The sequence below is a fragment of the Pseudonocardia alaniniphila genome (assembly GCF_022524485.1).
Classification (GTDB): Bacteria; Actinomycetota; Actinomycetes; order Mycobacteriales; family Pseudonocardiaceae; genus Pseudonocardia; species Pseudonocardia alaniniphila.
In genome coordinates this window covers 196,750-209,029 of record NZ_JAKXMK010000023.1, presented here as the reverse complement: position 1 = coordinate 209,029, position 12,280 = coordinate 196,750, and the positions used below count along the sequence as shown (strand labels likewise).

The window sequence follows — 12,280 nt, the reverse complement described above, 5'->3', positions numbered from 1 at the left end:
AGGAGGCCCTGGAGGCCGCGGGCGTCAAGGTCGGCAAGACCCCCAGCGAGACCGCCGCGCTCATGCGGGAGCTCATCGCCGCGCGCTAGGAACAGATCCGGGGAGCATGCGTTCCGGTCGCGGAACGCAGCTCCCCGGCGGCGGACCTGGGCGAACTTCCCATCCCGCCTTCGTCGCCGACATGAGCTAGCGTTTCGAGCCATCACCTGCGACGGACCGCGGGTCCGCACCGAGGGAGTTCGTTTCATGAGTCAGCAGCCCGGGACACCCGGGACACCCGCCCACGGCGTCTCGTCGCCTGCGGGGTCGCCCCCGGCAACGGCTACAGGGTCGACGTCGGCCGAGTCGTCGTCGGCGACGTCGGCCGCGGAGACGGCCGGCCGGACGGCCCCCGCAGCCGAGCCTCAGCTCGCGCCCGGCCCGGCGCGGCTGCTCGCGCTCGTCGCGGCGGGTCTGGGTGTGGTGATCTACCTGCTCGGCTTCTTCGACGAGGTGGGTTTCGCCGCATCGGTCATCGCGCCATTGCTGGTGGGCGGCGGTCTGCTGGCCGGCGCGGCCTTGCTGCCGAAGGTCGGACGCGTGCTCGTGCCCGCCGCTGTCGCGGTGGCCACCGGCACCCTGCTGGTCCTGCAACTCGTAGCGACCGGCGCCTCGTCCACCACCGCGGTGGTCGTGCTGGTGCTCGCGATCCTGGAGACCGCGGCCGTCGTCGGCGCGGTGCTGCTCGACGCCGACCTCGTCAAGGCTCCGGCGCCCCGGCCGCGCCAGGCGCCGAGCTACCCGCAACAGCAACAGCCGCAGGGCTACGGCGGCCAGTACCCGCAGGGGTACGGCCAGCAGGGTCAGTACGGGCAGTACGGGGCCGCCCAGGGCGGCTACGGCCAGCACGGCGGCTACGGCGGCCAGCAGCCCGGCTACGGGCAGCAGGCGCCCTACGGTGCCCAGCAGCCCGGGTACGGCCAGCAGGGCTACGCCGGCCAGCCCGGCTACGGCCAGGGCCAGCAGCCTCCCGCCCAGGGTGGCTGGGGCCAGCAGGCGCCAGGCCAGCCCGAGCCCGGTGCCCGGCCCGGAGGCGGTCCCAGCTGGTACGGCGGCGGTGGCGCCCCTGATGCCGGGGCCGACACCCCGTCGTCGCCCGGCACTCCGGCCGCCGCCCCCGGCGCCTCCGACGTCACCTCGGCGTACCCGCATAGCGAGTCCGCTGCGCAGCCGTGGAAGGAGCCGTCGGCGGAGGGACGTCACGAGCAGCGCGGTGACACGTCCGACCCGGATGACGGGCCCGTCGAGCAGACCCGTTTCATCCAGCCCGGCGAACGTCCGCCCAACTGACGGTCGGCGCTGCGGCCGGTCCACCGACAGTGGATCGGGCCGAGCGCTCCCGGCGTGCCTGTCCGTTCGGGCGGCACGCCGCTGAGACCCTGGTGCGGTGACCCGCACACTTGCCGGCCCTGGAACCGACCCCGATCCGGACGGTCCGAACGACCTTCCGGATTCCGGGGGCGTCGCGGGCCTGGACCGCCTGCGCCTGCTGCTGGCCGGCGCCATGGGCACGGTCATCTTCAGTTACGCCCTACTCGTGCCGGCTGGGGCCTTCGTCATCGCGACGGGCGACGGCAGCCTGACACTCGACGGGGCGTTCGCCGCGGCGATCCCGCTGTGGCTGGCCGCGCACCAGATCCCGCTCGTGCTGGGCGGCCAGCCGCTCAGCGTGCTGCCCCTGCTGCCGACGGCCGTGGTCGCCGTGGTCATCGCTCTCGGGGCGAAGTGGGCGGCGCGGCGGCTCGGGTGCCGTTTCCGTTCGGACGCCGGAGCGGTGCTCGCCAGCATCGCCGGGGCACATGCCTCGGTCGCCGTGCTGGGCAGCGCGTTGCTCCCGCGTGCCGCCGAGGTCGCCGTGACGCCGTGGTCCGCGATGGTCGGCGGCGGTCTCGTCGCAGCCGCGGCCGCGGCCGTCGGGGTGGTGCGGGCCTGCGGGGTGCCCGCGGAATGGGTCGCGCGCCTTCCCAGCTGGTTCTGGCCCGCGCTGCGTGGCACCGCGGTCGCGCTCACCGGGCTGGTGCTCGCGGGCTCCGTGGCCCTCTTCGCGGGTCTGGTGCTGGGCGCGGGCCACATCGCCGCCGCGTACGAGACGCTCGCCCCAGGATTCGGCGCCGGCATAGGCCTCACGCTGCTCGCGCTCGCGTACCTGCCCAACGCCGTCGTCGCCGGGATCAGCTGGGTGCTGGGCCCCGGGATCGCGGTCGGCACGGGCGTGAGCACCCCGCTCGCCGCGTACCCGGGAGAGCGGTCGAACTTCCCGCTGCTGGCGGCCCTCCCGACGTCCGCGCCACCCGTGTGGGCCGCCGCGGCGTTCGTCCTGCCCGTCGCCGTGGGGGTGCTGGCCGGACGCGCGTGCGTCACCACGGCCGGTGCCGCCGACCGGTTGCGCGCCGTCGGTGCGACGGCCGTCGCCACCGCGCTCGTCGCCGGGCTGCTGGCGTGGCTGGCCGGGGGGAGGCTGGGTGCGGGGCCGTTCGACCCGGTGCGGCTCTCCGGTGAGCTGGTGGTGCCCGCTGTCCTGCTCTGGGTCGGGCTGCCGATGGTGGTCGTGGCGCTGATCCGAAGCCGCCGGGACGAGCCTGAAGAGACGGAAGAAGCGCAAGCCAAGGACGCCGGGCGGGGACGGGCGCGTGCGGCGTCTGCGCGACCGAAGCCCGGGCAGCACGGGCGCGCACCGGTCGAGTCCGAAGCCACGGATGCCCAGGACGTCGCCGCGAAGGACGAGGAACCGGCCCGGACGGAGACCGAGACCGCCGAGGACGAGCCGGCCGGGAAGGACGAGGCCGCCGCCGGCGAGGAGGGCGCCCATGACGACGACCCGGAGGACGAGGACTCTTCGGACGGGGACGCTGTGAGCGAGGTGGCTGCATCCGACGGTGAGGAAGCCGACAGCGGCGACACCGAACGGGACGAGGGTTCCCCGCAACGGCGCGGAGACGCCCGGGACGACGAGGAGCCTGCGCCGCAACGAGCCCTGCCCCAGCGGGTAGGCCCGCGCCGGGTACCACCGGCGCGCACCGCGAAGCGCCCGGAGCGCAGGCGGGGCCGCGAGATTCCCGACCGGCGCGATGCCGGCGCCGCCGACGGGCCCGAGAAGAAGCGCTGGTGGAGCAAGGGGCAGCAGACCGACGCCCCGGATCGTGCGCCTGCCTCCGGCGACACCTCGCAGCAGCCTGCTCCCGGTCCGCGCGGCCCGCGCACGGTCGGGGAGCTTGTTGCTCAGCGCGAGCGGGAGGCGGCCCGGCGTGCGGCGGCGGAGGACAAGAACCGAGGCTCCGACGATCCGCCTGACGAGGGCTGAGCTCGTTCCCGTCGTCCCGCTTCCGGATCCGTAGGGTCCGGCTTCGGTGCCGCGCGTTGCTCGACGTGCGGCCGGGCGGCGCACGGAGACGGTGGGGCGCGATCTGCACCCCGTGGTGCCCTCCGGAGGCGGTGTGACCTGCGCCGCGGCCTACCCTGGAGGTTGTCACCCGATCACCGTCCTGCCGAGGAGTCAGCGCTTGCCCGCATCGCCGAGCGGTACCTACCGGGTGGAGCTCCCCGTTCCGGCCCGTGTGGTCGTCCTGGTCTCCGGCTCCGGCACGCTGTTGCAGGCGCTCCTCGACGCCGCGGCCGACAGCACCTACCCGGCCCGTGTGGTCGCCGTCGGGGCAGACCGTGGCGGTATCGAGGGGCTGGCCCGCGCCGAGCGTGCCGGTGTACCCACGTTCACGGTGCGCTTGGCCGACCACGCCGACCGTGGCGCGTGGGACTCCGCGATGGCCAAGGCCGTGGCCGAGCACCGTCCCGACCTCGTGGTCAGCGCCGGATTCATGAAGATCCTCGGTCCGGATTTTCTCGGCAGCATCGCCAGCCCGATGATCAACACCCACCCCGCGCTGCTCCCCGCTTTCCCCGGCACCCGCGGCGTGGCCGACGCGCTGGCGTACGGCGTCAAGGTCACCGGGGCCACCCTGCACATCGTGGACGACAGGGTCGACACGGGACCGGTGCTGGCGCAGGCCGCGGTTCCCGTCGAACCTGGGGACAGCGTCGACTCGCTGCACGAACGAATCAAGATCGAGGAACGGCGGTTGCTCGTGAGCACCGTCGCCGCGCTGGCCCGGCAGGGAGCCACCGTGACCGGACGAGAGGTGACCATTCCGTGAGCTCCGCCGAGACTCCTGCTCGTCGTCCCGTACGACGGGCGCTGATCAGCGTCTATGACAAGACGGGCGTGGCGGACCTGGCCACCGGCCTCCACTCGCTCGGTGTCGAGATCGTGTCCACCGGCTCCACCGCGCAGCGCATCGCCGACGCCGGCGTGCCCGTCACACCGGTCGAGGAGCTCACCGGCTTCCCCGAGTGCCTCGACGGCCGGGTCAAGACCCTGCACCCCCGGGTGCACGCCGGGCTGCTCGCCGACACGCGGCGCCCGGAGCACGTCGAGCAGCTCCGAGAACTCGACATCGCTCCGTTCGACCTGCTGGTGTCGAACCTCTACCCGTTCACGGCGACGGTCGCGTCGGGCGCCACGCCGGCCGAATGCGTGGAGCAGATCGACATCGGTGGGCCGGCGATGGTCCGGGCCGCAGCGAAGAACCACGACAGCGTGGCCGTCGTCGTCGAGCCCGCCCGCTACGACTGGGTGCTCGAGCAGGTGAAGAACGGCGGCTTCGAGCTCGCCGAGCGGCGGCTGCTCGCCGTGGCGGCGTTCCGGCACACCGCCACCTACGACATCGCTGTGGCGTCCTGGATGGGCAACGTCCTCGCACCCGACCCCGAGGCCGGCGTGTTCCCGTCCTGGGTGGGGGCGTCCTGGGAGCGCTCCGCCACGCTTCGCTACGGCGAGAACCCGCACCAGAGTGCCGCGCTGTACGTCTTGGGACAGCCCGGTCTCGCCGCTGCTGAGCAGCTGCACGGCAAGGAGATGTCCTACAACAACTACGCCGACGCCGACGCCGCGTGGCGGGCAGCCCACGACCACGACCAGCCCTGCGTCGCGATCATCAAGCACGCCAACCCGTGTGGCATCGCCGTCGGCACCGACATCGCCGACGCCCACCGCAAGGCCCACGCCACCGACCCCGTCAGCGCCTACGGCGGCGTGATCGCGGTGAACCGCGAGGTGAGCGTGGAGATGGCGGAGCAGGTGGCCGAGGTGTTCACCGAGGTCATCCTGGCGCCGTCGTACGCCGACGGAGCGCTCGAGGTGCTCACCGGCAAGAAGAACATCCGCGTGCTGCGGCTGCCCGTCGCGCCGGACCGGGCGGGTGCCGAGATGCGCCCGATCTCCGGCGGGCTGCTGCTGCAGCAGCGCGACATCCTCGACGCGCCGGGCGACGATCCCTCCACCTGGACCCTCGCCACCGGCGACCCGGTGCCCGACGACGTGCTGGCCGACCTCGCGTTCGCCTGGCGCGCCTGCCGCTCCGTGAAGTCGAACGCCATCCTGCTCGCTTCGGGGGGCGCGGCCGTCGGGGTCGGGATGGGGCAGGTCAACCGGGTGGACGCGGCCCGGCTGGCGGTGGCTCGGGCGGGCGATCGGGCGCGCGGCTCGGTGGCCGCGTCCGACGCCTACTTCCCGTTCCCCGACGGGCTCGAGGTGCTGCTCGATGCGGGCGTGCGAGCGGTCGTCCAGCCGGGTGGCTCGGTGCGCGACAACCTGTCGACGGAGGCGGCGGCCAAGGCCGGCATCGCCCTCTACCTGACGGGCACGCGCCACTTCGCCCACTGACGCCCCGCGGCCGGCTCATCAGGCGAGGCGGGCGGCCCGCCCGGTTTGCGGCCGCGAGGCTCAGCGATCCGTGAGCAGGAACCGACGACCCTCTTCGTGCTGCGGGCGGGTGACCGGGAGGGGATTCACCCGCGCCAAGATCGCCGTGAGATGAGGTTGTGCGCCCTCTCGGGGGCGGAAATCCCGATCTCGGAACGATCATCGCCCCGAGATCACCGCGAGATTTGGTTACGCGCCCTGGCGAGGGCGGAAACCCGGATCTGGGAACGATCATGCGCCGGGTGGCCTGGGGGCTGGGTTCGGTGGCGGTGATCGCCGCGAGATCTGCTGATTCGCCCTCGCGGGGGCGGAGAGCCCGATCTCGGAACGATCATCGCGCCAAGACCGCCGTGAGATGAGGTTTTACGCCCTCTCAGGGGCGAAAAACCGGATCTCGGAGCCGTTGCCTGTGCCCAGCGTGACCTCGGTGCTGCGGAGGCCGAGGCGGATTCGGTTGGCTCGGCCTCCGCAGCACCGGCCTGAGGTCAGGGGCGTGGCATGCTCCCGAAGAGGGACGCCCAGTGTTGCGCGGTGAGGTCGCGTGGTCGTGTCGAGGTGGCCAGCCCTTGCCTCGCAAGCCAGGTGCGGATCGCCGGGTGTGCCCGCCGCAGGGTCGTGATCAGTCGGTCGCCGCTGAACGTCGTCCGGACCAACTGCTGGTAGCGAGCGCGGTCCGCCCGGGCGACCAGCTCGCGGTCCCGGCGCGTGACGACGAGGATGCCGCCGTCCACTCCGGGGCGTGGCCGGAACGCGGCGGCCGGCACTCGTCCGGCGAGCCCGAACTCGTACCACGGCCACCAGCTCGCGGTGAGCAGCGTCGTGCCGCCCACCGCGGCGCGCTTGCGTGCGACCTCCCACTGAAGCAGCAGTACGGCGGTGATCCAGTCCTGTTGCGCGAGGAGGTGGCGCAGCAGGGGGGTGGTGATGCCGAAGGGCACGTTGGACACGACGTGGTGCTCGCCGTCGAAGCGGAACCGCAGCATGTCGTCGTGGACGACGTGGACGCGGTGACCGAGAGAACGGCGGAGGGCGGCAACACGTACAGGGTCCAGCTCGACGGCGGTGACGAGACCGGGACGGGCGGCCAGATGCCGAGTGAGGGCTCCGTCGCCCGGGCCGAGCTCGAGAGTCGCGCCCAGCGGAACCAGGTCGGCGATGCGGGCGGCCACTCGCCGGTCGGCGAGGAAGTTCTGGCCGAGCTCATGACGGCCGCCGAAGGAACGGGGATGGGTGGACGAGGGCATGGGAGACCTGCGCTTCGCGTCGATCGGGAAGGGATCCGGATCGGACGGCGCGCGGAACAGCCCCGGTTGTTGGCGGGGTGAGAGTCAGCGGCGCGGCGTCCGAGAGACGCGGCGCAGCCTTATGCAGCCGTAACCCACGCAGACGACGTTATCGGCGGGCGCCAGCTGTTTTCCGGCCGACGATCCCGGCCGGGGTGGCTCGGGCAGCCGCAGACGGGAGCGGGCGACTCGCGGGTGCGTCGACCCAACGGGTGAGCTGTGCGGGCTGGGGTTGAGCGTGACCAGCGGCAACGACTAAGCTTCGAACGTACGTTCGATGATGATCGCCGACTTCCCCGCGGCGTGACCCCTGGGGAGGCATGTGTGCCTGATGCTGCGGCCACCGTCACGACGGCGCGGGCTCCCCGGCCCGATCACGGGAGCCGGTTGGAGCTCGCCCGGGGTCTGTTGCGTCGCCTGGAGGGGCGTTCGGGGAGTGTTCGGCCTGCCCCTGCCACCGAGTCGGACGGTGGGGTGCTGCCGGTGGCCGAGCCGCTGGCCCGGCTCCTGCCCGCCGGGGGGCTGCGGCGAGGGTCCACGGTCGCGCTCCCCGCCGTTCCCGGTGCCACGTCGCTGCTGTTCGCGCTGCTCACCGAGGCTTCCGCGGGCGGGGCGTGGGTGGGGGTGGTCGGCAGGCCGGGGCTCGGGCTCCTGGCCGCCGCCGAGGCGGGAGTGCAACTGGAGCGGCTGGCGCTGGTACCGGAGCCGGGCGCCGATCTGCTGGCGGTCACGATCGCGCTGCTGGACGGGATGGACGTCGTCGCGGTCTCGGGCGCGGCCCGCGCCGGTGTGCGCGCCGCCGACCGGCAACGGCTGGCGGCCAGGGCCCGGCAGCGGGGCACGGTGCTGATGGCGCTCGGTTCCTGGTCGGGCGCCGACGTGGAGCTGAGCTGCAACGACGTGCAGTGGCGGGGGCTGGATGCCGGCGCGGGCAGGCTGCGTTCCCGTCGGGTCGAGGTGCAGCTTCGGGGGCGGGCCGTCCCGCCGGGCACACGTCCGGGGACGCTGCTGCTGCCGGCGCCGGGGAGTGCGGTGGCGGACGTCGCGCAGAAGGTTGCGCGGCCGGCCGCGGTCGCCACCGTCGAGGACGAGCGGGCGGCGGGATGACCGGCCCGCTACCTCGCTGCGGCGGGTGCCCGTCGTGAGTGCGTCCGTCGTGCGGGTGCTCGCGCTGTGGTCGCCCGACTGGCCGGTCACGGCCGCGGCCATGGCTGCCCACGTCCCTCCGCACCGGCCGGCGGCTGTGGTCGTGGCCAACCGGGTGCTGGCCTGCTCGGCGGTCGCCCGCGCCCACGGGGTGCGTCGTGGCCTGCGACGGCGGGAGGCACAGGCCCGGTGCCCGGAGCTGGTCGTGCTGGAGCGCGACCCCGACCGTGACGCCAGGGCCTTCGAACCGGTCGTGGCCGCGGCCGAGGAGCTCGCACCGGGGGTGGAGGTCGTGCGGCCGGGGCTGGTGGCACTGGCGGCGCAGGGTCCGGTCGGGTGGTTCGGGGGCGAGCAGGCGGCCGCGGAGAAGCTGGTCGACCAGGTTGCTGCACGCACCGGTGTGGAGTGCCAGGTGGGCGTGGCCGACGGGCTGTTCGCCGCGGTGCTCGCGGCGCGGCGTGGCTTGGCTGTCGCGCCCGGCGACACCCCGGCGTTCCTCGCCCCGCTCGGCGTCGAGGAGCTTGATCGTGAGCCCGACGTCGACCGTTCCGAACTGGTCGGGCTGCTGCGCCGGCTCGGGCTGCGCAGCCTGGGGGCGCTCGCGGAGCTCGCCGCCGAGGACGTCGCTTCCCGGTTCGGCGCCGACGCCGTGCTCTGCCACCGGCTCGCCCGCGGGCTCGATCCCCGTCCGCCGGTGCGGCGCACGCCGCCGGAGGAGCTCGCGGTGGAGATCGAGCTGGACCCACCCGTCGATCGCGTCGACGCCGCTGCTTTCGCCGCCCGCGGTCTGGCCGAGCGGCTGCACCGCGCTCTGGCAGGCCACGGGCTCTCCTGCACACGGCTGGGCGTCGCTGCCCGCACCGTGTCGGGGGAGGAGCTGCACCGGATCTGGCGCTGCGCCGAGCCGCTCACTCCGTCCGGCACCGTCGACCGGGTGCGCTGGCAGCTCGACGCCTGGCTCACCCGCTCACGCACCACGAGCGCCGACGGGCCGGGCGCGGTGTGCCGGCTGTGGCTGGTGCCGGAGGAGACGGTCACAGCCGGGGCGCTTCAGCTCGGGCTGTGGGGCGACGTCGGGGAGACCGACGAACGGGCCGGGCGGGCGCTGGTGCGGGTACAGGCGCTCCTGGGGCCCGAGTCGGTGTTCACCGCGGTGCTGGTGGGTGGGCGAGATCCTGCGGAGCAGGTGCGGCTGGTGCCCTGGGGCGACGATCGACGGCTCGACTCCGGGCCGATGCCGTCGCCGCCCCTGGCCACCGGCGAGGTCGGAGGCGCAGGCTCGGCGTCCCAGGTGGGTGTGCGGGGGACGGGCCCGGCACGAGGGGCGGCCAGGCCGGGCTCGATCCCCGCCGAGCCGCCCCCGCAGGTGGATGCGGCACAGGCGCGCGGAGTACCGCCTGCCGCCGGTGCGGACGTCATGCCCACGGATCCGACGCAGGAGCTCGGCGCCGTCGCCGAATCCTGGCGTTCCGCGGCACCGGCGGGATGGCCGGAGGACATGGTGCGGCTCACCGGGCGGGTCTCCGCTGCTGACGTGGCCGCCGAGGAAGGGAAGGGGCGCACCACCAACCGGCGGCGCCGGGTCCCCGCCCCGCGGCGCAGCACCGGCCGTCCCGCGGTACCCGACCCACCGCCGTCCTGGCCGGGGCGGTTGCCCGCCCCGTCGCCGGCAACCGTGCCCCCGCAGCCTCTCCCCGCGGCGCTGGTCGACGCCACGGGGAGGCCGGTGCGGCTCACCGCGCCGGACATGTTGTCAGCGCCGCCGCACCGCCTGGTGGTGGACGACGGGACCCCGCAGGTGGTGCAGGGATGGGCGGGCCCCTGGCCGTTGCGCCAGCGGTGGTGGGTGGCCGATGCAGTGGAGGGCAGCAGGATGCAGATCGCCGTGGACGGCGGCGTCGCGCTGCTGCTGCTCGCCCGTGAAGGGGGGTGGTGGGTCACGGGCATCTACGACTGACCCGTGGCGTGCGCGGATACGAGTGCGGGAGCTCGTATCCGCGCACGGGCCATCAGGCCACCGGTGCCGGCGGCTCCGCGGCCCCCGTCATGAACGCCACCGCCTCCGACATCGTGTGCGACTGCGGGGTGATCACCGTGGCGCGCCTGCCGAGCCGTTGGATGTGGATCCGGTCGGCGATCTCGAACACGTGCGGCATGTTGTGGCTGATCAGGATCACCGGCAGGCCGCGGTCACGCACGTCGCGGATGAGCTGCAGCACGCGGTTGCTCTCCCTGACCCCGAGGGCCGCAGTCGGCTCGTCCAGGATCATGACCTTGCTCCCGAACGCCGCCGAGCGGGCCACGGCCACACCCTGCCGCTGCCCGCCGGACAGGCTTTCCACGGCCTGCCCGATGTTCTGCAGCGTGGCGATCCCCAGCTCGCTCATGTGCCGCTTGGCCTCTTCCCGCATCTTCTTGCGGTCCAGCATGCGGAACACCGAGCCGAGGATGCCGGGCTTGCGCACCTCGCGGCCGAGGAAAAGGTTGTCGGCGATGTCGAGCCCGGGCGAGACGGCCAGCGACTGGTACACGGTCTCGATGCCTGCCCGCCGGGCGTCCATCGGGGTCTTGAAGTGCACCTGATTGCCGTCGAGGAAGATCTCGCCGCTGTCGGGGATGATCGCCCCGCACAGCGCCTTGATGAGGCTGGTCTTGCCTGCGCCGTTGTCGCCGATCACCGCGAGGATCTCCCCGGCGTACAGCTCGAGGTCGCCGCTGGCGATGGCCGTGACCATCCCGTACCGCTTGACCAGGCCTTTCGCCTGCAAAACCGGCAGGCGTGGTGCTGCCTTCCCCGAGTGCGTGTCCGCGGGTGATCCGCCGGCAAGCTCGCTCTGCGCTGATGATTCGCTCGCACGCGCGCTCTGCGCTGATGATTCGCTCGCACGCTCGCTCTGCGCTGATGATTCGCTCGCAAGCTCGCTCATGCCTTCACCTTCCGGATCCACTGGTCGATGGAGACCGCGACGAGCACGAGGAGACCGATCGCGCACCCCTGCCACACGACGTCCACACCACCGAGCTGCAGCCCGTTGCGGAAGACGCCGACGATGAGCGCACCGACCAACGTGCCGAGCACCAGCCCGCGCCCGCCGAACAGGCTCGTGCCGCCGAGCACCACGGCGGTGATGGAGTCGAGGTTGTACTCCACCCCGACGTTGGGGCTTGCCGAGGCGAGGCGCCCCATGAGGATCCAGGCGCCGATCGCGTAGAGCAGCCCGGCCACCGTGTACACCGAGAACAGCACGTGACCGGTGCGGATGCCGGCCAGGCGGGCAGCCTCGATGTCGTCACCGGTGGCATAGACGTGCCGGCCCCACGCGGTGTTGGCGAGCGCGTACCAGAACACCGCGAAGAGCAGCAGCATGATGATCGAGCCGTAGGTGATGCGGAAGCCGCCGATGCCGAACGTGTTGCCCGTCCAGGTCATGATCGACGGCATGTCCGTGCCACGCACGGTCTCGCTCTGCGACACCACCGAGTTGAGCGAGAAGAAGATGCTCAACGTGCCGAGCGTGACGATGAACGGCGGCAGCTTCAGCCGCGTGACGAGCAGGCCGTTGATCGCCCCCATCGCGGTGCCGAGCACGAGGCCGATGATCAGCGCGAGCGCCCCGGGAACGCCGAGGTCGGTGGCGATGTTCGCCATCAGGATCGAGGAGAACACTGCGATCGCGCCTGCCGAGAGGTCGATGCCCGCGGTGAGGATGATCAGGGTCTGCCCCAGTGCCAGCACCGCGATGACGGTGACCTGGGCGAGCACGAGCCCGAGGTTCGCCGCCGAGAGGAACCGGCCGCTGACGATCGAGAACACGATGATCGCCAGCACCAGTACCGCGAGCGGGCCGAGGATCGGGTTGGCGTGCAGGACGTGCTGGATGCGCTGGAGCGGTGACTCCGTGCGGCGCTCCTCGAAGCCCGTGGCCCCGGTGTCCGGCACCGTGGCGGTTCCGCCGCCGGGGGACGCGTCGTTCGCCATGCAGAAGCACTCCTTTGTGCGACGGGGCGGGTGGCTGGAGGCGGTCGTGTGGGCCTACCGCACTCCAGCCTGACCCGC

General features: G+C 73.3%; 9 protein-coding genes. 6 read left to right on the top strand and 3 right to left on the bottom strand.

Translation table 11 applies throughout. The features are described from left to right. The first annotated feature begins 246 nt into the window (after positions 1–246). The 4 genes from MMF94_RS26005 (at position 247) to purH (ending at position 5,755) form a co-directional block, all read left to right on the top strand. Entirely contained in the window at positions 247–1,329 is a 1,083-nt protein-coding gene (locus MMF94_RS26005; RefSeq protein ID WP_241039792.1) for a DUF5336 domain-containing protein, read from the top strand. 97 nt (positions 1,330–1,426) lie between these two features. Beyond that, a complete protein-coding gene (locus MMF94_RS26000) occupies positions 1,427–3,340 on the top strand; it encodes a cell division protein PerM (RefSeq protein WP_241039791.1) in 1,914 nt (637 codons plus the stop codon). A gap of 229 nt (positions 3,341–3,569) precedes the next feature. After that, complete coding sequence (gene purN / locus MMF94_RS25995; protein WP_241039814.1) at positions 3,570–4,187, top strand: phosphoribosylglycinamide formyltransferase; 618 nt, start codon at positions 3,570–3,572, stop codon at positions 4,185–4,187. Continuing rightward, positions 4,184–5,755: a bifunctional phosphoribosylaminoimidazolecarboxamide formyltransferase/IMP cyclohydrolase gene (gene purH / locus MMF94_RS25990; protein ID WP_241039790.1), complete on the top strand. Its 1,572-nt coding sequence runs from the start codon at positions 4,184–4,186 to the stop codon at positions 5,753–5,755. The genes purN and purH overlap by 4 nt, the downstream gene beginning before the upstream one ends. 524 nt (positions 5,756–6,279) lie before the next feature. On the opposite strand, the gene erm is transcribed toward purH, so the two are convergent. Further along, entirely contained in the window at positions 6,280–7,038 is a 759-nt protein-coding gene (gene erm, locus MMF94_RS25985) for a 23S ribosomal RNA methyltransferase Erm (RefSeq protein ID WP_241039789.1), read from the bottom strand. Between the two features lie 363 nt (positions 7,039–7,401). Between erm and MMF94_RS25980 the strand changes: the two genes are divergently transcribed. Together MMF94_RS25980 and MMF94_RS43785 are read left to right on the top strand one after the other, a co-directional pair. Further along, complete coding sequence (locus MMF94_RS25980; protein ID WP_241039788.1) at positions 7,402–8,184, top strand: hypothetical protein; 783 nt, start codon at positions 7,402–7,404, stop codon at positions 8,182–8,184. 100 nt (positions 8,185–8,284) lie between these two features. Next, entirely contained in the window at positions 8,285–10,180 is a 1,896-nt protein-coding gene (locus MMF94_RS43785) for a DNA polymerase Y family protein (protein WP_379660551.1), read from the top strand. Between the two features lie 52 nt (positions 10,181–10,232). On the opposite strand, the gene MMF94_RS25970 is transcribed toward MMF94_RS43785, so the two are convergent. Both MMF94_RS25970 and MMF94_RS25965 read right to left on the bottom strand, forming a co-directional pair. Then, positions 10,233–10,958, bottom strand: coding sequence for an ATP-binding cassette domain-containing protein (locus MMF94_RS25970; protein ID WP_241039813.1), 726 nt, complete (start codon positions 10,956–10,958; stop codon positions 10,233–10,235). Positions 10,959–11,146: 188 nt separating this feature from the next. After that, a complete protein-coding gene (locus MMF94_RS25965; RefSeq protein WP_241039787.1) occupies positions 11,147–12,202 on the bottom strand; it encodes an ABC transporter permease in 1,056 nt (351 codons plus the stop codon). Positions 12,203–12,280 lie beyond the last annotated feature (78 nt).

What these genes read in the sequence shown, in the direction of transcription:
- MMF94_RS26005 (WP_241039792.1), top strand. Translation starts at nt 247, where the DNA reads ATGAGTCAGCAGCCCGGGACACCCGGGACACCCGCCCACGGCGTCTCG.
- erm (WP_241039789.1), bottom strand. Translation starts at nt 7,038, where the DNA reads ATGCCCTCGTCCACCCATCCCCGTTCCTTCGGCGGCCGTCATGAGCTC.
- MMF94_RS43785 (WP_379660551.1), top strand. Translation starts at nt 8,285, where the DNA reads ATGGCTGCCCACGTCCCTCCGCACCGGCCGGCGGCTGTGGTCGTGGCC.
- MMF94_RS25970 (WP_241039813.1), bottom strand. Translation starts at nt 10,958, where the DNA reads ATGGTCACGGCCATCGCCAGCGGCGACCTCGAGCTGTACGCCGGGGAG.
- MMF94_RS25965 (WP_241039787.1), bottom strand. Translation starts at nt 12,202, where the DNA reads ATGGCGAACGACGCGTCCCCCGGCGGCGGAACCGCCACGGTGCCGGAC.